This window comes from Pantoea sp. BAV 3049 (assembly GCF_009765445.1).
Taxonomy (GTDB): Bacteria; Pseudomonadota; Gammaproteobacteria; order Enterobacterales; family Enterobacteriaceae; genus Erwinia.
The window spans coordinates 3231090-3253427 of the sequence record NZ_WHOY01000031.1 but is presented as its reverse complement, the minus strand read 5'-3'; the positions used below and the strand labels follow the sequence as shown (position 1 = coordinate 3253427).

Here is a 22338-nt window from a genome sequence, read left to right as displayed (position 1 = left end):
ACCCTGCCAAATAAATCTCTCTAATATCTCCGATTACCGCTGTATTTTTAACCAGTTATTTAAACGGAGAGCGAAAATGAAAGTTGACATTCAGCAGCGTTCGACCTGTCAGATAGCCGGCTATCACCTGATCGGTCCATGGGAAAAAAACAGCCCCTGAAGGGTTTGGTAAACTGGTCGCCTGGACCTCAAAGCATCAGTTGATGGGGCCGTGGATGGCCGTTTATCACGGGAATCCGCGTGAAGTGCCACCTGAGCAACTGGAGATCGAAACGGTGATTGGCGTGCCTTAATGACGGCTCGGAAAGCGGCAAGTGGGAGATTGAGCTGTATATGCCTGTGAAGAAGGCTGATTGAGACTACCTGCGACAGTGGTCAGTTATGGGAGAAAGCACCCTCTCCGGCAGGAGAGGGTGGGTTAAACAGTAAGCCTGACGCTGGCGGAACATCTGAATCTGCCAGTGCGCCAGGCTGTGGCGGCAAGTTACCTGCTACTCGCGCAGTTCGGCTTTCAGCTTTTGCACGTCGCTGGCACTGACAGGCGATGCGGCATTGCCCCAGCTGTTGCGGATATAAGTAATCACGTCCGCCATCTCTTCGTCACTCAGCGTACCGGCGAAGGAAGGCATTGCCGGTGCGGTTGGGCGGCTATCGGTATCGACACCACGGCTGCCTGCGACCACAACATGGATCAGTGAGGTGGCTTCCGGCGCGTTAATCAGCGGGCTGTCTGCCAGGCGGGGGAAGATATTCTTGCCGCCTTTGCCTTGTGGGGCATGGCAGGCTGAGCACTTCGCTTCATAAATCAGCGCGCCTGTTTTCATCCTGCTGTCATCAGCCGCCAGCGGAGCAGGCTTGTCGCTGCCCTGAACCGGAGTCGATTTCAGGTAAGTGGCCACCGCTTTGAGATCTTCAGCACGCCAGTACTGGGTGGAGTTCTTCACCGCATCGGCCATCGGACCGGAAGCAATGTCGTAACGGTTCACCCCGGTACGCAGGTAGCTGACGATATCATCCTGTGTCCATTTGCCCAGGCCGATATGCTCGTCGCTGGTCAGATTGGGAGCCCACCAGCTCTCCACCACTGCACCGGAAAGGAACTGGCTGGATTTATCGCCGCCCAGCACATTTTTCGGCGTATGGCAGGTGCCGCAGTGGCCCAGCCCCTGAACCAGATAGGCTCCCCGGTTCCACTCGGCTGATTTGCTCATATCCGGTTTGAATTCGCCTTTGTCGAAGTTCATCCAGTTCCAGACGATCAGGCTGGTCCGTACGTTGAACGGGAAGGGAAGCTGGTTAGACTCAACCTCCTGATGCACCGGCTGAAGGCTTTGCAGATAAGCCCACAGATCGGCGTTATCCTGGCGGGTCACTTTGGTGTAGGCGGTAAACGGCATGGCACCGTACAGGCGTTTACCGCCGTGGCCGATCCCTTCAGACATCGCGCGCTGGAAGTCATCGAAATTCCAGTTGCCAATACCGGTATCGCGATCCGGGGTGATGTTGGCCCCAACCAGTACGCCAAACGGCGTATTAAGGCTGACCCCTCCGGCAAAGGGCTTATCTTTGCTGACCGTGTGGCAGGCCGTACAGTCACCCAGCGTGGCAATATAGCGGCCCCGTTCAATCTGGTCGTATTCAGGCTGTGCCCAGGCTTGAGAGATGCTGAGGGCAGAGAGTGAAATCGCAGCCAGTGCGAAAAGCGTACGCTTGTTCATGCGGTAATCATCTCCCCCGGGCGTTTCAGATAGTAAGCCCGGATATCATGGGCTGCCTTGTAGGCCAGCGCGCCGACCGTACCGGTCGGGTTGTAGCCCGGATTCTGCGGGAAGGCCGAAGCGCCGACCACAAACAGGTTTGGCACATCCCACACCTGCAGGTGTTTGTTCACCGAGCTGTTTGAAGGATCGGCACCCATCACAAAACCACCACAGACGTGAGATGACTGATAGGGCACGCTGTTCCAGTGCCCGCTGGTAGGTTTGGCGACCAGCTGACGCGGGTTCATGCTTTTGGCAATCTCCGCGACTTTACCAGTACAGTACTGCGCCATCCGCAGGTCGTTTTCCGGGAAGTCGAAGGTAATGCGCAGCAGCGGTCGGCCATGCGGGTCTTTGTAGTTTGGATCGAGGGAAAGATAGTTTGTTCGCTGGGTGTAGCTGCTGGCTTCACAGCCAATCGACATAGTGCTGAGATAGTTTTTTACCACCGCCTGACGCCGGGCAGCGTGGGGGTGGGTTTACGCATTGTGCTTCCTTGTTCCAGTATGTATAGAAAACCAAGAAAAATGTAAAAGTATGAATAAGACGACAGTGTTATGTAATTCGTTTGTTTCTATATTGTTAATTAGTGTTATTCCCTTATTTTTCTCAGGGCAACTCCTGCAGAAAAAATAGTACAGAATCAATCTTCCGGGATTTTTATCGGGTATGATCGGTGCGATTAAGATCCTCAGGAGAAAGCATTGCGTCCCGACAAGCCGTTATCGGCCTTCGAATTCACCCTCTATCGTAACTACCGCACAGTCCATGGCATCCGGATTGCGTTGGCGTTTGTGCTGACCTTTTTACTGGTGCGCCTGATGGCGATACCGGAAGGGACCTGGCCGCTGATCACCCTGGTGGTGGTGATGGGGCCCATCTCCTCCTGGGGAAACGTGCTGCCTCGCGCAGTGCAGAGGATTGGTGGGACGATTGGTGGCTCGGTCTCGGGGCTGATTGCGCTGAAGCTGGAATTGATCTCCATGCCGGTGATGCTGGCCTGGTGCACGGTGGTAATGTTTCTGTGCGGTTTCCTCACGCTGGGTAAACACCCATATATGGCGCTGCTGATTGGCATTACGCTGGCGGTGATTTGCGGTGCACCTCCGGGAGATATGACCACCGCGCTCTGGCGGGGAGGGGATGTGATCCTCGGTTCGATTCTGGCGCTGCTGTTTACCAGTATCTATCCGCAAAAGGCCTATACTCACTGGCGGATAAAATTGTCGGATTCGCTGCTGGAAACGGCCAAAATTTATCATGCCGGTTTCTCTCCTAATCTGGTAGAGAAGCCGCGGCTGGGGCGTCCGATGCAGCAACTGCTGACCAGAGTGGTGAAGATGCGTTCGCTGATTGAACCTTCCAGCAAAGAGACGCGCACTCCGCGCTCCGTATTTGAAGGCATCCAGACGCTTAATCGCAATATGGTCTGCACACTGGAGCTGTTGATGAATGCCTGGTGGGCCTCCCGCGAGAGCCACCTGATTATGCTCAATGCCCCGACGCTGCGGCGCACTCAGCAAATGACGGAAAACACCTTGCGTGCGCTCTCCACGGCGATAGTGGAAGGCAGCACCGAGAAGATCGCGGCCAACAGCGCAGAGCTGGCAGATATCAGCCGCGAGCTGCGCCAGTTGATCAAAGAATCGAACAGCGATGAGCTGGTGGAAACGCCGATCCATGGTTACGTCTGGCTGAACCTGGAACTGGCCGGGCAGCTGGAGAGGCTGTCCGATCTGATGCGGCTGGTGCTGCGTAAATAAGCGATTTGCAACAACTTACTGCGGGCAGAGGTGCTTCGCGGTAAGATACTGACAGTCCGACTCTACATTGCCATCGGCCGCGGCATACCGCTAAGCTGACAGCGACGATAATGACGCCTGTGCGAACAGGCCTAAATGAAAGGTGTCTCCATGGAAAATGCAAAGCAATCATTTCAGGACGTGCTGGAGTTCGTGCGGATGTTCCGCCGTAAGAACAAGCTGCAGCGCGAGATTCACGACAATGAGAAGAAAATTCGTGATAACCAGAAACGTGTCCTGCTGCTGGATAACCTGAGCGAATATATCAAGCCGGGCATGAGCATCGAAGCTATTCAGGAAATTATCGGCAGCATGCGCAGTGACTACGAGGATCGTGTTGATGACTACATCATCAAAAACGCCGATCTGTCGAAAGAGCGTCGTGACCTGTCGAAAAAACTGAAGGCGATGGGCGAACCCAAACCTCAGTAAACCAGACGGTTAAGCATAAAAAAAGGGCGATCATCGATCGCCCTTTGTCATTTCTGTTGTCCTTCCAGCAGGTGCGCCAGTCGTCGCAACTCTCCGGCAAGGTATTTTATCCCAACCCGTTCGCTGTCCGGTGGCGCGGTTGTGTCACGTACCACCAGCCGGGGCGCGAAGGGCGACAGCGGCTCAGAAGGGGCTTCTCCCTCCAGCCTGTTTACCAGCCAGTCGACGCTGCATTTTCCTAACTGCTGCATATCCTGCCTGACGGTAGTGAGAGGAGGCTGGTACCAGGCGCTTTCGGCCGTATCGTCATAACCCACTACCGATATATCACCGGGAATGCGCAGACCCGTCTGATTCAGGGCCCGCAGCGCGCCCAGCGCCATCTGGTCGTTGGCGACCAGTAAAGCACCGGGCAGAGGGCGACCGGCAAGCGAAATAATCGCCTGATAACCTGACCGCGCACTCCAGTCTCCGGTCAGTACGCTGTGTGGCTGAAGCTGATGCTCCTGCAAAACGCTCAGCCAGACCTGATAGCGGGCTCTGGCCGCCACTGAATGCGCAGGCCCGTTGAGCAGGGCGATGTCGCGATGCCCCAGTGACAGCAGATGTTCTGCGCCCTGACGGGCACCGGTTTCCACGCTGAACTGGCAGCAGGCGACAGGCGCTTCCTCAGGCACATCAAGGAACAGGCAGGGGAGATTGTCCGCCATAGCTGCAATCGCCGACGCCTGTTCACTGTCCAGCGGCAGATTGATCAGCAACGCATCCACCCGCTGAGCCATCAACTCATGCACTGCACCTTCCGCCCCGGCAGGGCCGGCCATGGCTATCACCAGCCGGTAATCCCGAACGCTTGCCTGATGCTGAATGGCTGAGGCGATCTGCGCTGGCGCGAGTAACGCCAGATCGCTGGTCGCCAGCCCGAGCGTGCGGGAGCGTTTGCCCGCCAGCTGTTGAGCCACGCGGTTAGGCACGTAGTTCAGTTCAGCCATTACCGCTTCGACTTTTGTCCGGGTGCGCGCAGCCACGCTGGCCGGGTGGTTCAGCACCCTTGAAACGGTCTGATACGAAACGCCAGCGGCGGAGGCAACGTCTGCCAGAGTGACCGAACGGGCTTTCATTATTTTCTCCTGACGGTTAACCGGCGCAGTGTAACAAGAAAATCCCGAAAAAGACTTTGCATATTAGTCAGCCTTTTACCATCATCTGTTAAGCCTTCTTAACTCTCCCTCTTTCTGGCTGGAACAATCTTGCAAAACTTCAGGGTTACTCTGCAGCAGGCAATACAACCGTGGTCTTCCAAACGACGTTCCTACAAGGTTTTATTCTGGCGGGAGATCACTCCGCTGGCGGTGCCCATTTTTTTCGAGAATCTCTGCGTTCTGCTGATGGGGGTGCTCAGCACCTTTCTGGTCAGCTGGTTGGGCAAAGAGGCGATGGCGGGCGTGGGGCTGGCCGACAGCTTTAACATGGTGGTGATCTCCTTTTTTGCAGCCATCGATTTGGGGACCACGGTGGTGGTGGCCTTCAGTCTCGGTAAGCTGAACCGCGAACGGGCACAGGCCGCTGCCCGTCAGTCGCTGGTGCTGATGACGGTGTTCGCTATTCTGCTGGCGATTGGCATCGAATTCTTTGGGCAGCAAATTATTGATGTTATCGCCGGTAACGCCGAGCCCAAAGTAAAAGAGCTGGCGCTGGTCTATCTGAATATCACCGCCTGGAGCTATCCGGCAGCGGCCATCGCGCTGATTGGTTGTGGTGCATTACGCGGCGCGGGCAACACTAAAATCCCCATGCTGATTAACGGCGGGATGAACATCCTCAACATTGTCTTCAGTACCGCGCTGATTTACGGCTGCTTTGGCTGGAAAGGGATGGGGTTTGTCGGTGCCGGGCTGGGTCTGACCCTTTCCCGATATGTTGGTGCTGTTGCGGTCATTTACGTCCTGATGATCGGGTTTAACCCGCAGCTGAAAATCACCCTGCGCAGCTACTTTTCCCGCCTGAACACCGGCATCCTGATGGAAGTGCTGGGGATTGGCGTGCCTGCCAGCATCGAATCGGTGCTGTTTAATGGCGGTAAATTGCTGACGCAAATCTTCGTTGCCGGAATGGGAACCGATGTGATTGCCGGTAACTTTATTGCCTTCTCCATTGTTTCGATGATTAACCTGCCTGGCAACGCGCTGGGTTCCGCCTCCACCATCATCGTCGGCACCCGGCTGGGCAAGGGGCAGCTCAGGCAGCCGGAACGGCAGCTGCGGCATATTTTCTGGCTGTCGACCATTGGCCTGTGTATCCTGGCCGCGCTGACGGTGCCTTTCGCCGGGCCACTGGCCGCGTTTTACACCAGCGAAGATGATGTGATCCACGTTGTGAAGATCCTGGTATGGCTCAATGCTGCCTTTATGCCGTTCTGGGCGGCTTCATGGGTGCTACCCGCAGGGCTGAAAGGAGCGCGGGATGCGAGATTCACCATGTGGATCTCGCTGCTGGGTATGTGGGGCTGCCGCATCATTGCCGGGTACACTCTGGGTGTGCTACTGGGCTTTGGCGTGGTGGGGATCTGGCTGGGCATGTTCCTTGACTGGATTGTACGTGGCGTTTTCTTCTATCGCAGGATGGTCAGCGGGCGCTGGCTGTGGAAATATACTAAGCCGGCCGCATCGCCCTGAAGGTTACCTCTCAGGCCGGATAACGATAAAAATAACTCTTACTCAGGAATTGCTATGCATTCATCCTCTTCCGCCGGGGCGGGATCGCTGTTTCAGTATCGTTCATTTGTGGCTTTCTGGCTGGCGCGTACCAGCTCCAGCTTTGGTTTCCAGATGTTGTCCATCGCGGTGGGCTGGCAAATCTATTCTCTGACTGGCCGCGCGCTGGATCTTGGCCTGATTGGCCTGGTCCAGTTCTTACCCGCCGTGCTGCTGGCGCTCCCTGCCGGACACGTTGCCGACCAGTTTGACCGTCGGCGGGTGGTGCTGTGGGGACAAATCACGGAATGGCTGGCCATCGTCGTGCTGGCCGCGCTAACCTTAATGCAGCGAACCGACGAGCTGATTATCCTCAGCCTGATTTTTATTATCTCTGTTGCCCGCACGCTGGAAGCGCCCTCGCTACAATCGATGCTGCCTGCGCTGGTGCCTCCGGCGATGCTGGCTCGCGCCACTGCAGCCAGTACCACTGCGATGCAGACCGCAGCAATAGTGGGTCCGGCACTGGGCGGCTTTTTATATGTTGCCGGTCCGGGGGTAGTGTACGCCACCACCGGTATTCTCTATCTGGTCTCCATTACCATGGTCAGCCTTCTGCGCTATGATCATGCGCCGCCTCCACGAGTACCCGCTACTTTTGCCAGTGTGTTTGCCGGCGTTAAGTTCATCCGTAACCGGCCAGATGTCCTTGGGGTAATTTCGCTGGATCTCTTTGCCGTTCTGCTGGGAGGAGCAACCGCGCTACTGCCAATCTTCGCCAAAGATGTACTGCATACCGGTCCCTGGGGGCTGGGCTTATTGCGAGGCGCACCGGCTGTTGGTGGGTTGCTGGTGGGCTTCTGGCTCAGCCGCCGTACGCTTGAGCGTCACGTCGGGATGACAATGTTTGCCGCCGTGGCGGGTTTTGGTGTGGCCACGCTGGTTTTTGCGTTTTCAAAAGAGTTATGGTTGTCAATGCTGGCACTGTTCGCACTGGAAGGCTGCGATATGATCAGCATGGTGATCCGTGGTTCGCTGGTGCAACTGGATACGCCGGATGAAATGCGCGGGCGCGTCAGTGCGGTAAACTCAATCTTCATTAACACCTCAAACCAGCTCGGTGAGTTTGAGTCGGGCATGCTGGCCGCGTGGTTGGGGGCCGTTCCGGCTGCCGCAGTCGGTGGCATTGGTACGCTAATCGTGGTCGCGCTGTGGATGAAACTCTTCCCCGGACTGCGTCGTCGCCAGCGCCTGCATAACGAACCTGAGATCGAAGAAATCAACATCAGCAAAGCATAAACCGCAGACCAGACCGGGCAGGCTACAAGTCTGACCCGGTATCCATCACGCTTAATCTTGTTCCGGTAACAAATTTTTCCGCGCTGGTTTCGCTCACAGCGACAAATGTCACCGCTCTCTGTTTCCTGCTTCACCGCTCCTGTTTCCTGGCAAATATGCCGCTCAGTGTTGCAAATGCTAATTATTATCAATATTATTATCATCCTATCAGGTGGGATGTTTCATCATAAAGAACATAAGGTTAATGGTATGACTGGCGGCGGCGATCGCATCACACTCGGGGAGTGGCAGCAGAAGGTTTCAGGCGGGCTGCCTGAAATTCACCGGGATGGGGATACCTGCACCGTGACGTTCTACTGGCAGGATCCCGCCGGTACAGCACAGACTTCTCCGATCCGCCGCGTGTGGATCTACATCACCGGCGTGACCGATCACCATCAGCAAATGATGCCGCAAAGCCTGCAAAGACTCGATGGCAGCGATATCTGGCGATGGCAGGTGCAGCTCAGTGCCCGCTGGCGGGGCAGTTATTGTTTTATTCCTTCCTGCCGTGAAGATGATTTCTCCGCTGCTGCGTTGCAAACTCCGCCGGACCGTCAGGCTTTACGTGAAGGCTGGCGCAAACTTCTTGGTCAGGCCATTGCCGATCCTCTGAATAAAGACGGCCGCTGGCAGGGAGGTCGGGGACATCCTGTTTCCGCTCTGCATCTGCCGGATGCCCCTTTACAGCCAGGCTGGCAACCGGGATCGGCGGCCAGCTTTACGCCAGCGACAAGCCTGCAATGGCGGAGTCAGCGCCTCGGCAATCAGCGGCAGGTCTGGGTCTTCACTACCGGCGAGGAACAGCCAGAAAAACGGCCACTGGCGATCCTGCTGGACGGATGCTTCTGGGCAGAGCAGCAGCCAGTCTGGTCCGCCTTGCAGACGGAAACGGATAACGGCCATCTGCCACCGGCTGTTTACCTGCTCATTGATGCCATCAATACCGAAAGCCGCAGCCGTGAACTGACCTGCAACCCGGATTTCTGGATGGCGGTGCAGGATGAGCTTTTGCCGCTGTTGAGCCGCGATAACGTTTGGCGTGACGATCCCGCCACTACGGTGGTTGCGGGGCAAAGTTTCGGAGGGCTTTCCGCGCTGTATGCCGCCCTGCACTGGCCGCAGCGTTTTGGCTGCGTGCTCAGCCAGTCCGGCTCCTTCTGGTGGCCCCATCGCCAGGGGCAGGAACAGTCCGGCCTGCTGGCAGAGCAGGTCAGCCAGGGGGTGGGAGAGGGCTGCGAATTACGTATTTTTATGGAGGCAGGCGTCAGGGAACCGCTGATCCTGCAGGCTAACCAGCGGCTGCTTCCCCTGCTGCAAAAATCACATCCTTCTCTTATCTACCGCCAGTTTGAAGGCGGACATGATGCGCTTTGCTGGCGTGGCGGCCTGACTGACGGGCTGGCCGCGCTGTGGCAGACCGTTCGGCCATAAATGGAGCCTGGCATGGACTACAGTAATCCTTTCGATCGCCCTCAGGGGCTGTTCCTGATCCTGCGAAATCCGCAGCAGCAATACAGCCTGTGGCCGGAACATTGCGCGCTGCCTGCGGGATGGCAAATCATTTCTGGTCCGCAAAATCAGCAGCAGTGTTATGCCTGGCTGGAGAACAACTGGCAGCAGCTGGTGCCGGCTTCATTTGCCGCTTCCTGCCCGGAGAGACAGCCATGAGCGCGTCGCTGAAGCCAGAGAACGTGATGCCGCTGGTGGCGGCTCAGCCGGGGATCTGGATGGCGGAACAGCTTTCGCCGGTGATGAATGCATGGAGCGTAGCTCACTATGTAGAGCTGAACGGCAAGCTGGATGAAGCGCTCTTCAGCCAGGCCGTGGTGGCCGGAATGGAAGAGGCAGATACGCTGCGCATGCGCTTTGCTGAAGAAGAGGGCGTACCGGTTCAGTGGATTGATACCTCCGCCAGCTTCACGTCGCCGCGATTTGTGGATTTGCGACAGTACCAGGAACCCCAGCAGTCGGCCCTGGCGCTGATGCAGCAGGATCTCGAACAGGATCTACGCATTTCCGGAGGCAACCCGGTCTATCACCACAGCGTTTTTCGCCTGTCTGACACCCGTTGGTTCTGGTATCAGCGTTTTCATCATCTGGTGGTGGATGGCTTCAGTTTCACTGCTATCACAAGACGCATTGCGGAAATCTACACCGCGCTGTGCCGCCAGCAGCCGATCGGCCCGACTCCTTTCACCCCGTTCAGCGAGGTGGTGGAAGAGTATCAGCGCTATCACTCCTCATCCACCCGGCAGCGGGATGCTGCATTCTGGCTGGAGCAAGCCCGCCAGTTACCGATGCCTGCCAGCCTGTCACCGCTGCCACTTAGCGGGCAGGACGCAAGCACGCAGCTGATTCGTCAGACGCTGAGTTTTGATCGTCACGCTTTTCGACAATTGCTGAGTGACAGCGTGGCTGATAATAATCTGACCCCCGCCGATATGGCACTGGCGCTGGTTGCGCTGTGGCTGGGGCGGCTGTATGGGCGTGATGAGTACAGCGCCGGATTTATCTTTATGCGTCGCCTGGGATCGGCCGCAATAAGCGCTACCGGACCGGTACTGAACGTGCTGCCGGTTGGCGTGAAGATTGATCCGCAAGCCACGCTGCCGCAGCTCGCTGCAGAACTGGCGCAGCGGTTGAAAAAAGTTCGCCGTCATCAGCGTTACGATGCGGAACAAATCCAGCGTGACATCGGGCAGCTCAGCGAGCCGCTGTCTGGGCCGGTGATCAACCTGAAGATGTTTGACTACCGGCTGGATTTTGACGGTATCGAAGGGATCACCCATCAGCTGGCTTCCGGCCCGGTGCGGGATCTGGAAATCGCGCTTTACATTGATGAGCAGAGCAATGCTTCGCTGGAGATCCTTGCCAACGCCAGCCGCTACCAGCCAGAAGTGCTGAGGGAGCACCTTGACCGCTTGCCTCTGCTGCTGAGCCAGTTTGCGGCGCAGCCCGCTCTGAGCTGCGCGCAGGCACAATTGCTGCATCCTCATGAAACGCAATTGCTGCAGAGGGTTAACGATACGGCGATTGCGTTGCCGGATGCCACGCTCAGCAGCCTGATTGCCTGTCAGGCAGAGAAAACACCTGAAGCAGCCGCTCTGGCCGATGAGCATTACCAGCTCAGTTACCGGCAAATGCGACAGCAGGTTCTGGCGCTGGCGGCAGTGCTGGCCGCGCAGGGCGTAAAAGCGGGCGATGTGGTGGCGGTGGCGTTGCCACGATCGGTTTTCCTGTCGCTGTCACTGCAGGCGATTGTCGAACTGGGGGCGGCCTGGCTGCCGTTGGATACCGGCTATCCCGATGAACGGCTGACCATGATGCTTGAGGATGCCCGTCCCCGGCTGCTGATGACCAGCGCACCGCAGCTAAGTCGTTTCGCGAAGGTCAAAGGTCTGAAAAGCTTCTGCTATGACGCGCCGGTGCCTGACGGAACGAATATCCCTTCCGCTGGAGCAATGATCGGTGATGCAGATGTCTCTCCAACTGCCGGGAGTGCCGATCACACTGCCTATGTAATCTATACCTCCGGCTCAACCGGCAGGCCGAAAGGCGTGATGGTCGGGCAGCGGGCTATCGTGAACCGGCTGATGTGGATGCAGGAACACTATCAGCTGACAGCGGATGACGTGGTACTGCAAAAAACACCGTGCAGTTTTGACGTGTCGGTCTGGGAATTTTTCTGGCCGTTGATCGTTGGTGCGCAGCTGGTGATGGCTCCGCCAGAGGCGCATCGCGATCCGCAGGCTCTGCAACTGTTATTCAGCCGCTATGGGGTAACCACTACCCACTTCGTTCCATCAATGTTGGCCGCTTTTGTCGCCGCGCTGAATGATGAGCAGGCGATTGCACACTGTGCTTCGCTGAGGCGCGTGTACTGCAGCGGTGAGGCTCTGCCGACCGATCTTTGTCATGTGTGGCAGAACAAAACCGCCGTGCCACTGCACAATTTATACGGTCCGACAGAAGCGGCTGTGGATGTCAGCTGGTATCCGGCTTATGGCGAATCCCTGCAAAAAGTCACCGGGACCAGCGTGCCGATTGGCTGGCCGGTCTGGAACACCTGCCTGCGCATTCTGGATGGCAATATGCAGCCGGTCCCGCCGGGCATTGCGGGTGACCTCTATCTGAGCGGCATCCAGCTGGCTCAGGGCTATCTGGCACGTGCCGATCTCACCGCCAGCCGTTTTATTGCCGACCCCCAGAATTCCGGTGAGCGCATGTACCGCACCGGTGACGTGGCCCGCTGGCTCGAAGAGGGTGCAGTGGAATATTTAGGACGCAGCGACGATCAACTGAAGATCCGTGGCCAGCGTATTGAACTGGGCGAAATCGACCAGGCACTACTGACGCTGGAAGGCGTGGCGCAGGCGGTGACCACGGCATGCGTGCTGGGCAAAAAAAGTTCCGGAGGAGGGGATCAGCGCCAATTGGTCAGTTACGTTGTTTCCGCTTCCGGTCAGCCACTGGATACGCTTCGCCTGCGCAATGAGTTAAGCGAGAAACTGCCCGCCCATATGGTCCCGGTTACGCTGGTGCAGATTGCTGCATTCCCTTTGAGCGCCAACGGTAAGCTGGATCGCAAAGCATTGCCGCTGCCAGAACTGGCTTCCGGCAAGGCAGGACGGCAACCTCAGCCCGGGCTGGAAGCGATCATTGCCGACGCCTTCGCCCGCTTGCTGGGCTGTGAAATCAGCTCGGTCAACGATGATTTCTTCGCCCTTGGGGGACATTCGCTGCTGGCGATGCGGCTGGCGGTAGATTTACGACATCGTCTGAACCGGCCGGTCAGCGTCGGTCAGGTGATGGTGGCGTCCACCGTGCTCGCCCTCGCGGAGCTGCTATCGCAGGGACAAAGTGAAGATGAAGCTGCTCGCGCCGGGATGGACACCGTTTTACCCCTTCGTCGCAGCAGCGGGCCAACGCTGTTTTGTTTTCATCCTGCCTCGGGCTTTGCCTGGCAGTTCAGCATCCTGCAGCGTTATCTCGATGCGTGCTGGTCGCTGATCGGTATTCAGTCACCACGTCCGTCTGGACCGATGCAGCAGGCCGCCAGCCTGGATGAGATGTGCGATCGCCATCTGCTAACCCTGCGGCAGCAGCAACCTGACGGACCTTACTTCCTGTTGGGCTACTCGCTGGGTGGCACGCTGGCCCATGCTATTGCGGCCCGGCTGGAGGCAGCCGGAGAAGAGGTGGCTTTCCTGGGCCTGCTGGATACGTGGCCGCCGGAAACGCAAAACTGGTCGCAGCAGGGTGTGCAGACGCTGGACGAAGAAGTGCTGCAGGAGATCAACCGCGAACGGGAAGCCTTTATTGCCGCACAGCAGGAGCTGCGTCAGTCGCTGGAAGCGGATCGCAGTGGCGAACTGTTCACGGCAATAGAAGGTAACTATGCCGATGCCGTCAGGCTGCTGGCAACGGCCAAAAGCCGTCGTTTTAACGGTGAGGCGACGCTGTTTGTGGCAGAACGTACGCTGAAGCCGGAGCAGGATGCCCATCTTGCCTGGGCGGAGTGGGTCGGGCGACTGAATACGCTGCCGGTGGACTGCGCGCATGTAGATATCATCTCTGCAGAGGCTTTTGAACTTATCGGACCACGTCTTAACACTCTGCTTAATCAGGCTGGAAAATGAAAAAACAATCCTTCTTTCTCAGTCTCAGTTTGCTGAAGACGCACCCGGCATTCCGGGCGGTATTTATCGCCCGTTTTATCTCTATTCTGGCGCTGGGTCTGCTGGCTGTGGCCATCCCGGTACAGATTCAGCAGCTGACTGGTTCCTCCCTTCAGGTCAGTCTGGGCGTGACCCTGACAGGGCTGGCGATGTTCAGCGGCCTGATGATGGGGGGCGTACTGGCTGACCGCTATGAGCGCCGCAGGCTGATCCTGTTTGCCCGTGCCACTTGCGGGCTGGGCTTTATCGGATTGTGCATCAACGCTTCGTTGCCTTCTCCCTCTCTGGTGGCAATTTACCTTCTCGGGCTGTGGGACGGCTTCTTTGGGGCAATAGGGGTGACGGCACTGCTGGCAGCCACACCGGCGCTGGTGGGCAGAGAGAATCTGATGCAGGCGGGAGCGATCACTATGCTGACGGTCCGGTTGGGGTCGGTGATCTCGCCGATGCTGGGCGGGCTGCTGCTGGCTTCCGGCGGCGTGTTCTGGAACTACAGTCTGGCCGCAATCGGGACATTCATCACCTTATTACCGCTGCTCCGTTTGCCCCGGCTGGCTGCGCCACCTGACCATAATGCGCGGCCACTGGCGGCGCTGGTTGGGGGGCTGCGTTATCTGGTCAGCCATCCGCTGCTGGGTGGCATTGCGCTGACTGGTGCACTTCTCACCATGGCTTCAGCGGTTCGCGTGTTGTACCCGGCACTGGCGATCCGCTGGGAAATGAGTGGCGGACAAATCGGTTTGCTGTATGCCGCCGTGCCGTTGGGGGCCGCTGCAGGCGCGCTGACCAGTGGCAACCTCGCACAGCATCCCCGGCCCGGCATGGTGCTGCTGTTAACGGCGATTGCTTCACTGGTGGCGCTCAGTGTGTTCAGCCTGATGCCCTCCTGGCTGCCCGGCGCCGCCTGTCTGGTACTGTTTGGCTATCTCAGCGCCCTGAGTGCTTTGCTGCAATACACCCTGATCCAGAGTCAGACGCCGGACGCGATGCTGGGCCGGGTTAACGGTCTGTGGACAGCTCAGAACGTGATGGGAGATTCTCTGGGCGCGCTGCTGCTGGGCGCGATGACCGCAGTGATGACGCCGGTGGCGGCTGCCAGCTTTGGCGGTGCGGGGCTGGCCGCGATCGGCCTTGCTCTGCTGGCTCTGCTGGGTTCCGTTCGGCGTTACCGCCAGCCGTCACCTGATGCAGTGACGGAAGTTATTCCCGGAAAATAAACATCATGTTGCTTTTCGCTGAAGTTAGTGGTGATAATGCAAATGATTATCATTATTAAACCCTTTACCTTTATGGCGGGAGGCCATTATGGAAACACTCTGCACGGATGATGCAATACGCTCATCGGTTTCCCTCTCCGGCGACAGCTTTTACTTTGCCTCGCCGTGGAAAAGCCTGGTCACTCAGGGGCGCTTTGCTTCGCTGGATGCACCGGCCTGGCAGGGCGATGACCTGGAGGGGGACTTTCAGCAGAAGGTTCGCAGCGCTTTCAGCGCGGCCAGAGAAAGCGGCATCGACAAGCCGGTACTGGTCGGGGCTGTTCCGTTCGACTCGCGTCAGCCTTCAGCCCTGTTTATTCCTCAGCGCTGTGACTACTTCTCGCGCCAGCCGCTGGCGGAACAGGCTACCGATGTAGCGATGCCAGCGATCACCAGCCGCCATGCGATCCCCGGTAAAAATGTATTTATGGAGATGGTTGCCCGGGCGGCTGAAGCTACTTCGCAGCCTGAACTGGACAAAGTGGTGCTCTCCCGGCTGATTGATATCACCACGGCTGAACCCGTGACGCCGGACGCCGTGATGGACAGGCTGATTGCCCTTAATCCGACCAGCTATCACTTTCATGTGCCTCTGCCTGATGGCAGCTCGCTGCTGGGAGCCAGCCCGGAACTGCTGCTGCGCAAGACCGGCAGCCGCTTCTCCTCTCTGCCGCTGGCGGGTTCGGCACGGCGTGACCGCAGCAGTGATCAAGCCGACCAGGCCATTGGTGAACGATTGATGTATTCACAGAAAGATCGCTACGAACACCGGCTGGTCACACAGGCGATGCAGGAAGTGCTGCAGACGCGCAGCTCTTACCTTGTCGTGCCGGAAAAACCGGAGTTAATCACCACTTCGACACTCTGGCATCTGGCGAGCCCCATTGAAGGTGAGGTCAGTTGCCCGTCGGAAAATGCCCTGTCGCTGGCCTGCCTGCTGCACCCCACGCCTGCGCTGAGTGGTTACCCGCACGCACTGGCGCAGCAGTGGATTGAAACGCTGGAGCCGTTTGACCGGGAGATGTTTGGCGGCATCGTCGGCTGGTGCGATGACCAGGGAAACGGCGAGTGGGTAGTGACCATCCGCTGCGGCACACTGGCCGGTAACCGTATCAGGCTGTTTGCTGGTGCGGGGATCGTTCCGGCTTCGTTACCCGAAGCGGAATGGCATGAAACCGGCGTCAAGCTCAGCACCATGCTGAACGTTTTAGGTCTGCAATAAGGCGATCACCGATGACAATTTCTTACTCCCGCTGGCCGGACGATCTGGCCGCCCGCTATCGAGAAAAGGGTTACTGGCTGGACCTTCCGCTCACGGACATCCTCAGCCGTCACGCCTCAAGCCAGCAGATCGCGCTGATCGATGGCGACCGTCAGCTCAGTTATCAGCAGCTTGAGGCATCAGCCTGTCAGCTGGCCGCCGCTTTACAGCGTCGCGGTCTGCGCTGTGGCGATACCGCGTTGGTGCAGCTGGGCAACGTGGCAGAATTCTATACCGTGCTGTTTGCGCTGCTGAAAATCGGCGTTGCACCGGTCAATGCATTGTTCAGCCATCAGCGCCAGGAGCTGGATGCTTATGCCAGCCAGATCGAACCAGTGCTGCTGATCGCAGACCGGGAGCATGGGCTTTTTGCCAGCGATGACTATCTGCAACAGCTTCGCCAGCGCTGTCCTTCGCTGCGTGAGGTGATCCTGCATAACGCCCGGGAAGAAGATGAATCACTGGCTGCGCTGATTGCCTGCGACGCCGAAGGCTTTGTGGCTGCCCCTTCAGCGGCAGATGAGGTGGCCTTCTTCCAGCTTTCGGGCGGCAGCACCGGCACGCCGAAGCTGATCCCCCGGACCCACAATGACTACTACTACAGCATCCGTCGCAGTGTTGAAGTGTGTGGTTTTGACGAACGGACCCGTTTCCTCTGTGCACTGCCTGCTGCGCATAACTATCCGCTCAGTTCGCCGGGTTCTTTTGGTGCTTTTTACGGTGGTGGCTGTGTGGTACTGGCTGGCGACCCCAGTGCCAGCAGCTGTTTCCCACTGATTGAAAAACATCAAATCACGGTGACCGCACTGGTTCCTCCTGCGGTCAGTTTATGGCTGCAGGCCGTGCAGGAGTGGGGCGGTAATGCCGCACTGGCCTCGTTGCGGCTGCTGCAGGTCGGCGGCGCACGGCTGAGTGAAGCGCTGGCCGCACGCATTCCGGCGGAGATTGGTTGCCAGCTGCAGCAGGTCTTCGGCATGGCGGAAGGGCTGGTCAATTACACCCTGCCGGACGATGACGACTGGCATATCTTCAACACCCAGGGGAAACCGATGAGCCCGGACGATGAGGTGTGGGTGGCTGACGAACACGGTAATCCTCTGCCTGCCGGGGAAACGGGAAGGTTGATGACCCGCGGTCCTTATACCTTCCGTGGCTATTACCGCAGCCCGGAGCACAACGCAAAATCCTTTGATGCCAATGGTTTCTACTGTTCGGGCGATCTGATTTCCATGACCGAAGAGGGCTATATCTGCGTGCAGGGCAGGGAGAAAGATCAGATTAACCGTGGGGGCGAGAAGATTGCGGCGGAAGAGATTGAGAACCTGCTGCTGCGCCACGAAGCGGTGCTGCACGTGGCGCTGGTTTCAATGGACGACAGCCTGCTCGGCGAAAAAAGCTGCGCCTTTATCGTTGGCCTTCGCCCGGTTCGTGCGGTGGAAATCCGCCGTTATCTGCGGGAGTTGGGTGTGGCGGAGTTCAAACTGCCGGATCGCATTGAAACTGTCGACAGCCTGCCGCTGACTCCGGTCGGCAAAGTGGATAAAAAACAGCTGCGCGAACGGCTTGCAGCACGCCAGTTAACAAATTGATTATTGGAGAAAGTATGTCTATCCCCTCCCTGAAAGGTTATGCCCTGCCAGCGGGCAGCGAGCTGCCGGAAAACAAAGTCAGCTGGACGTTTGAGCCTGCGCGTGGCGCGCTGCTAATCCACGATATGCAGAACTACTTTATCAATTTTTGGGGTGAGGACTGCCCGATGATCGCACAGGTGATCCGCAATATCGCTGCGCTGCGCGACTACTGCCATCACAACGGGATCCCTGTTTATTACACCGCCCAGCCGAACCAGCAGAGTGATGAAGACCGTGCGCTGCTGAATGACATGTGGGGGCCGGGCCTGAACAAGCATCCGGAGCAGCAGAAGATTGTCGACGGGCTGGCACCGCAGCCGCAGGATGAAGTGCTGGTGAAATGGCGTTACAGCGCCTTCCACCGTTCGCCGCTGGAGCAGCATCTGAAAGAGACCGGTCGCGACCAGCTGATTATCTGCGGTGTCTATGCCCATATCGGCTGTCTGACCACCGCCATCGATGCTTTTATGCGCGATATCCAGCCCTTTATGGTGGCGGACGGCCTGGCGGATTTCAGCCGTGAAGAGCATCTGATGGCGCTGAAATATACCGCCGGTCGTGCCGGGAAAGTGGTGACCACCGAAGATCTAATCCCGGTGCCGCTGAGCAAAGCGCAGCTGAGGGCATTAATTCAGCCACTGCTGGACGAGGATGAAACCCCTGAAGACGATGAGAACCTGATTGACTACGGGCTGGACTCGGTGCGGATGATGGCGCTGGCGGCTCGCTGGCGCAAAGTGTACAGCGATATCGATTTTGTCATGCTGGCGAAGGATCCGACACTGGCAGCGTGGTGGGCTCTGCTTTCCCGGGAGGGCAGGGTATGAGTCTGCAACATGACTTCGGGGGCAATGTTGTCTGGGTCACCGGGGCGGGAAAAGGCATTGGCTATACCACGGCGATGGCCTTCCATCAGGCCGGGGCGAAGGTTATCGGTCTGGATTTGACCTTTGGTTCGTCTGACTACCCGTTCCGCATTCAGGAGCTGGATATCGCAGATGCGGCGCAGGTGAAAGCCGTCTGCCAGCAGTTGCTGAAAGAGACCCCGCGTCTGGATATTCTGATCAACAGCGCCGGGATCCTGCGCATGGGTGCCACCGACGAGCTGGAGGTTGCTGACTGGCAGGCGGTGATCAACATCAACGCGGGCGGCGCATTCAATATGTTCCAGCAAACCATGCCGGTCTTTCGCCAGCAACGCAGCGGGGCGATTGTGACTGTCGCCTCCGATGCTGCGCACAGCCCGCGGCTGGGGATGTCAGCATATGGTGCTTCAAAAGCCGCGTTACGCAGCCTGAGCCTGACTGTCGGTCTTGAAATGGCACCGTATGGCGTGCGCTGTAATCTGGTTTCTCCTGGTTCCACCGACACGGATATGCAGCGCAGTCTTTGGACCCATCCCGATGCTGAACAGCAGCGTATTCGGGGTTTTGCGGAGCAGTACAAGCTGGGCATTCCGCTGGGAAAAATCGCCCGCCCACAGGAAATTTCCGACACCATACTGTTCCTCGCTTCCGCTCATGCCAGCCATATCACCCTGCAGGACATTGTGATTGATGGCGGCTCGACGCTGGGCGCTTAGCGGAGAATGAGCATGATCTGGAAACGGCAGTTAACCCTGCAGGAGCTGAACCGTATGGCGGCGGGTTCGATGATCGACCAACTGGGAATTACCTTCACTCAGCTGGGACCGGATCAGCTGGAAGCAACCATGCCGGTGGATGAACGTACCCGCCAGCCCTTTGGTTTACTGCACGGTGGGGCTTCGGCGGCGCTGGCCGAAACGCTGGGATCGATGGCGGGTTATCTCGCCAGCACGGAAGGGCAGTGCGTGGTCGGGACGGAGATCAGCGCCAGTCACCACCGGGCCGTGACCAGCGGCCAGGTGAGAGGTGTCTGCCGTCCGCTGCACCTGGCCAGGAATCAGCAGGTCTGGGAAATTGCCATCTTTGACGGGCGCGACAAACGATGCTGCACCGCCCGGCTGAGTACGGCTTTGCTGGGATAAATCAACAACAGGTTCAGGCAGCCTGCCACGGGCAGGGGGCCATCACCACAATAGTGCTACATGGAGAGAATATGAATTTGACCAGGAATTTCAGCGGCCATAAAGGGCGTGTTTCACTGCTGGCTTTAGCATTGTTAGCCAGCGCACTGCCGGCACACAGCGAAACTTCAACGGCACCGCTGCGTCAGCCCGTGGCAAAGGGCGCTTACGAGATGGCTTACAGCCCGGCGGAAAATGCGCTGTATCTGGCCACATCCCAGAGCCGCAAGCTGGATAAAGGCGGCGTTGTTTATCGCCTTGATCCGCAAACGCTGGCGGTGACGCAGGCCATCCATAACCAGTACAAGCCGTTTGGCACCGCCATCAACAATAAAACTAACGTGCTTTACGTTGGTAACACGCTGAATGCGGCAGTGACCGCAATTGATGTTAAAACGGGCGACGTGAAGGGCAGCCTGATTCTGGACAACAGCCCACGTACCGAAGACTCCCGTCCGCTGGCTCCGCGCGAGCTGGTGATGGATGAAGGCACCGACACGCTCTACGTTGCCGGCGTGGGCAAAGAGAGCAAGGTCTGGGCAGTGGATGGGGCAAACCTGACGCTACGCCACACTTTTGACGGCATGGGGAAATACACGACCGGTCTGGCGCTGGATGCGGCGGCAAAACGCCTGTATATCACCAATGGCGACAATGAATTTATTACCATTGACACCAGCAGCAACAAGGTGCTTTCGCGGATCAAACTGGCTGAAGATCAGCAGCATTTCTTCCTGAATATCGCGCTGGATCCGGCCACCCATCGTGCCTTTATCACTGATTCGAAAAAAGCGCAGTTGCTGGTGGTGGATACCCAAAAAGGATCGGTGGTGCACAAGATCGACGTGCCGGAATCGCTGGCCGTGCTGTTCAATGCGCAGCGTGATGAAGTCTACGTAACTCACCGTGATGCGGGCGAAGTCAGCGTTATCGATGCCAAAACCTACAAGGTGCTGAGAACCATTAAGGCTCCCACCCATCCTAACAGCCTGGCGCTGTCGCCAGACGGTCAGACGTTGTATATCAGCGTGAAGCAGGCCTCGACCCGCAAGCAGGAAGCCACCGCACCGGATGATGTGATGCGCGTGGCGCTGTAATTTTGCTGCCCGGGAGCCAGGCGGTTCCTGGGAATATTTTGTGATACCCACTACAACATTGCTGTAAACCTGCGCCACCCCTGTTTTTAAGTGGATTGCTCCTTCCATTCCCCGATTTTTCAGATGCAAAAAGCCCGCTCAGGTAATCCTGAGCGGGCTTCTCTAATATGGCTCCTCTGACTGGGATCGCCTTTGCCATTAACTGGCTGATTACTAAGCTAAACATAAAAATCGGGATTGTCAAGACCACCAAAATGACCACCAATGGAATGCAATGAAAAACAGATAAATTTACCCCACATATTTCTTGGCAAAACTAGCTAGCTCCTGCGCTCTGACTGGGGCCCAGCCATTGTTGACTGCAAATTGTCTGATTGCTTCTTCAGATGCTTTAAGTCCTTGCTTTTTCAGGCCAGCAAAAATTCGTTTTGCCCTGTCTTTATCAGATGGGTGGCTAAGCCCTGTTGACATGTTGATGCAGCGACCGAGTCTTAAAATTTCATTACCAATAGGGTCTGGCAATTCTGGTTTTAGGATTTTCCAAGTAGATGGGCCAACTATTTCAGGCTCCCATGTAGATAGCCATCGTTTACCTTCCTCCTCTGACCAAGGTAAAAAGACGATACTATTGATGTTTTGAATACTATCAACAATATCCATGTCTTTATCTGTTAAATATGTAGCTAATACGATGTCATGATTTCCATATATTGGAAAATTTTTAGGGGTATTAAACTCTAGCCGAACCTTGTTACCTAGATCGACGGTTTGACCTTTTATCAATGCCTTTGTTGCTTGGGTTCCAAGGAATGTTGCTATATCAGAATGAGAAAACGTTCCTTTCGCAGGAAATAGCAGAGATACTCGTTGAAGTCCCGCTTCTTTGCATAGATGGTAGGCCTTACTTAAGGCTATTTTTATATTATCTTGATTTGAACCATTATTTTCGATTAGAAATCTGGAAATTGACATAAAAACTCCTTTTAATAAACATTAGGAACAGTAGAAAAGTCTTGGGTTAGGCTGTTATGTGGTCTGTCTTGTGAGCCGTCCCCAGCGCTAAAGCAAGTCATATCAAAAGTCTTCGTCGTTATCCGTTGGCTCATCCTCAATTGCTGGTAAGGCTTCAAGCTGAGATTCGAGTTGTTCGTTTAACTGGGAGCCCAATAAGAGAAAAGCGTCAAGCCTTTTTTGCCTTTTTTCCAGTATTCTCCGTTGCGCATTATTGGGATTGTCTGTATTGGCCGGATTACCTCGTAACTGAAAGATACGAATTTCAAGCAGATCAACATCTTCGTCCAATCCAGCTTTCTGTGCTAACTTCACCCATTCTTGGGATT

At 56.9% G+C, this 22338-nt stretch carries 19 protein-coding genes; 14 read left to right on the top strand and 5 right to left on the bottom strand.

Going from position 1 to position 22338, the window contains the following annotated elements; all coding sequences use genetic code 11:
- Positions 1 to 491 precede the first annotated feature (491 nt).
- Entirely contained in the window at positions 492 to 1718 is a 1227-nt protein-coding gene (locus GSQ70_RS16220; RefSeq protein ID WP_158783497.1) for a cytochrome c, read from the bottom strand.
- Complete coding sequence (locus tag GSQ70_RS16215; RefSeq protein ID WP_233268326.1) at positions 1715 to 2209, bottom strand: GMC oxidoreductase; 495 nt, start codon at positions 2207 to 2209, stop codon at positions 1715 to 1717. The genes GSQ70_RS16220 and GSQ70_RS16215 overlap by 4 nt, the downstream gene beginning before the upstream one ends.
- A 255-nt stretch (positions 2210 to 2464) precedes the next feature.
- On the opposite strand from GSQ70_RS16215, the gene GSQ70_RS16210 reads away from it, so the two are divergent.
- Both GSQ70_RS16210 and GSQ70_RS16205 read left to right on the top strand, forming a co-directional pair.
- Positions 2465 to 3523 (top strand): FUSC family protein, encoded by a 1059-nt coding sequence (locus GSQ70_RS16210; RefSeq protein ID WP_158783496.1) that lies wholly within the window; start codon positions 2465 to 2467, stop codon positions 3521 to 3523.
- 150 nt (positions 3524 to 3673) lie between these two features.
- Positions 3674 to 3994 (top strand): DUF496 family protein, encoded by a 321-nt coding sequence (locus GSQ70_RS16205; protein ID WP_158783495.1) that lies wholly within the window; start codon positions 3674 to 3676, stop codon positions 3992 to 3994.
- 47 nt (positions 3995 to 4041) lie between these two features.
- On the opposite strand, the gene GSQ70_RS16200 is transcribed toward GSQ70_RS16205, so the two are convergent.
- On the bottom strand, positions 4042 to 5115 hold the full coding sequence (locus GSQ70_RS16200) for a LacI family DNA-binding transcriptional regulator (RefSeq protein WP_158783494.1): 1074 nt from the start codon (positions 5113 to 5115) through the stop codon (positions 4042 to 4044).
- A gap of 129 nt (positions 5116 to 5244) precedes the next feature.
- On the opposite strand from GSQ70_RS16200, the gene GSQ70_RS16195 reads away from it, so the two are divergent.
- The 12 genes from GSQ70_RS16195 (at position 5245) to GSQ70_RS16140 (ending at position 20998) form a co-directional block, all read left to right on the top strand.
- The gene (locus GSQ70_RS16195; RefSeq protein WP_158783493.1) at positions 5245 to 6669 is read left to right on the top strand and encodes an EmmdR/YeeO family multidrug/toxin efflux MATE transporter; all 1425 of its coding nucleotides are present in this window, start codon (positions 5245 to 5247) and stop codon (positions 6667 to 6669) included.
- A gap of 54 nt (positions 6670 to 6723) precedes the next feature.
- Positions 6724 to 7986 carry an MFS transporter gene (locus GSQ70_RS16190; protein WP_158783492.1) on the top strand — a complete coding sequence of 421 codons (1263 nt, stop codon included), beginning with the start codon at positions 6724 to 6726 and terminating at the stop codon, positions 7984 to 7986.
- 249 nt (positions 7987 to 8235) lie between these two features.
- Positions 8236 to 9459 carry an enterochelin esterase gene (fes, locus tag GSQ70_RS16185; protein ID WP_158783491.1) on the top strand — a complete coding sequence of 408 codons (1224 nt, stop codon included), beginning with the start codon at positions 8236 to 8238 and terminating at the stop codon, positions 9457 to 9459.
- Between the two features lie 12 nt (positions 9460 to 9471).
- On the top strand, positions 9472 to 9696 hold the full coding sequence (locus tag GSQ70_RS16180; RefSeq protein WP_158783490.1) for an MbtH family NRPS accessory protein: 225 nt from the start codon (positions 9472 to 9474) through the stop codon (positions 9694 to 9696).
- Positions 9693 to 13667, top strand: a complete 3975-nt coding sequence (locus GSQ70_RS16175) for an enterobactin synthase subunit F (protein ID WP_199257271.1) — start codon at positions 9693 to 9695, stop codon at positions 13665 to 13667. Before GSQ70_RS16180 ends, GSQ70_RS16175 begins: the two co-directional genes overlap by 4 nt.
- On the top strand, positions 13664 to 14923 hold the full coding sequence (gene entS, locus GSQ70_RS16170; RefSeq protein ID WP_158783489.1) for an enterobactin transporter EntS: 1260 nt from the start codon (positions 13664 to 13666) through the stop codon (positions 14921 to 14923). The genes GSQ70_RS16175 and entS overlap by 4 nt, the downstream gene beginning before the upstream one ends.
- An 88-nt stretch (positions 14924 to 15011) precedes the next feature.
- Entirely contained in the window at positions 15012 to 16184 is a 1173-nt protein-coding gene (locus GSQ70_RS16165) for an isochorismate synthase (protein WP_158783488.1), read from the top strand.
- Positions 16185 to 16195: 11 nt separating this feature from the next.
- Positions 16196 to 17812, top strand: coding sequence for a (2,3-dihydroxybenzoyl)adenylate synthase (locus GSQ70_RS16160; RefSeq protein WP_158783487.1), 1617 nt, complete (start codon positions 16196 to 16198; stop codon positions 17810 to 17812).
- A gap of 14 nt (positions 17813 to 17826) precedes the next feature.
- Positions 17827 to 18681: an isochorismatase gene (locus GSQ70_RS16155; protein ID WP_158783486.1), complete on the top strand. Its 855-nt coding sequence runs from the start codon at positions 17827 to 17829 to the stop codon at positions 18679 to 18681.
- Positions 18678 to 19436: a 2,3-dihydro-2,3-dihydroxybenzoate dehydrogenase gene (gene dhbA / locus GSQ70_RS16150; RefSeq protein ID WP_158783485.1), complete on the top strand. Its 759-nt coding sequence runs from the start codon at positions 18678 to 18680 to the stop codon at positions 19434 to 19436. Before GSQ70_RS16155 ends, dhbA begins: the two co-directional genes overlap by 4 nt.
- A gap of 12 nt (positions 19437 to 19448) precedes the next feature.
- Complete coding sequence (locus GSQ70_RS16145; RefSeq protein WP_158783484.1) at positions 19449 to 19862, top strand: hotdog fold thioesterase; 414 nt, start codon at positions 19449 to 19451, stop codon at positions 19860 to 19862.
- 71 nt (positions 19863 to 19933) lie between these two features.
- The gene (locus tag GSQ70_RS16140; RefSeq protein ID WP_158783483.1) at positions 19934 to 20998 is read left to right on the top strand and encodes a YncE family protein; all 1065 of its coding nucleotides are present in this window, start codon (positions 19934 to 19936) and stop codon (positions 20996 to 20998) included.
- Positions 20999 to 21289: 291 nt separating this feature from the next.
- On the opposite strand, the gene GSQ70_RS16135 is transcribed toward GSQ70_RS16140, so the two are convergent.
- Entirely contained in the window at positions 21290 to 21970 is a 681-nt protein-coding gene (locus GSQ70_RS16135) for a hypothetical protein (RefSeq protein ID WP_158783482.1), read from the bottom strand.
- Between the two features lie 102 nt (positions 21971 to 22072).
- Positions 22073 to 22300 (bottom strand): hypothetical protein, encoded by a 228-nt coding sequence (locus tag GSQ70_RS16130; protein ID WP_233268325.1) that lies wholly within the window; start codon positions 22298 to 22300, stop codon positions 22073 to 22075.
- Positions 22301 to 22338 lie beyond the last annotated feature (38 nt).

Coding starts and splice junctions, on each gene's coding strand:
- GSQ70_RS16155 (WP_158783486.1), top strand. CDS start 17,827: ATGTCTATCCCCTCCCTGAAAGGTTATGCCCTGCCAGCGGGCAGCGAG.
- GSQ70_RS16200 (WP_158783494.1), bottom strand. CDS start 5,115: ATGAAAGCCCGTTCGGTCACTCTGGCAGACGTTGCCTCCGCCGCTGGC.
- GSQ70_RS16180 (WP_158783490.1), top strand. CDS start 9,472: ATGGACTACAGTAATCCTTTCGATCGCCCTCAGGGGCTGTTCCTGATC.
- fes (WP_158783491.1), top strand. CDS start 8,236: ATGACTGGCGGCGGCGATCGCATCACACTCGGGGAGTGGCAGCAGAAG.
- GSQ70_RS16145 (WP_158783484.1), top strand. CDS start 19,449: ATGATCTGGAAACGGCAGTTAACCCTGCAGGAGCTGAACCGTATGGCG.
- GSQ70_RS16205 (WP_158783495.1), top strand. CDS start 3,674: ATGGAAAATGCAAAGCAATCATTTCAGGACGTGCTGGAGTTCGTGCGG.
- dhbA (WP_158783485.1), top strand. CDS start 18,678: ATGAGTCTGCAACATGACTTCGGGGGCAATGTTGTCTGGGTCACCGGG.
- GSQ70_RS16140 (WP_158783483.1), top strand. CDS start 19,934: ATGAATTTGACCAGGAATTTCAGCGGCCATAAAGGGCGTGTTTCACTG.
- GSQ70_RS16175 (WP_199257271.1), top strand. CDS start 9,693: ATGAGCGCGTCGCTGAAGCCAGAGAACGTGATGCCGCTGGTGGCGGCT.
- GSQ70_RS16135 (WP_158783482.1), bottom strand. CDS start 21,970: ATGTCAATTTCCAGATTTCTAATCGAAAATAATGGTTCAAATCAAGAT.
- GSQ70_RS16220 (WP_158783497.1), bottom strand. CDS start 1,718: ATGAACAAGCGTACGCTTTTCGCACTGGCTGCGATTTCACTCTCTGCC.
- entS (WP_158783489.1), top strand. CDS start 13,664: ATGAAAAAACAATCCTTCTTTCTCAGTCTCAGTTTGCTGAAGACGCAC.
- GSQ70_RS16165 (WP_158783488.1), top strand. CDS start 15,012: ATGGAAACACTCTGCACGGATGATGCAATACGCTCATCGGTTTCCCTC.
- GSQ70_RS16190 (WP_158783492.1), top strand. CDS start 6,724: ATGCATTCATCCTCTTCCGCCGGGGCGGGATCGCTGTTTCAGTATCGT.
- GSQ70_RS16160 (WP_158783487.1), top strand. CDS start 16,196: ATGACAATTTCTTACTCCCGCTGGCCGGACGATCTGGCCGCCCGCTAT.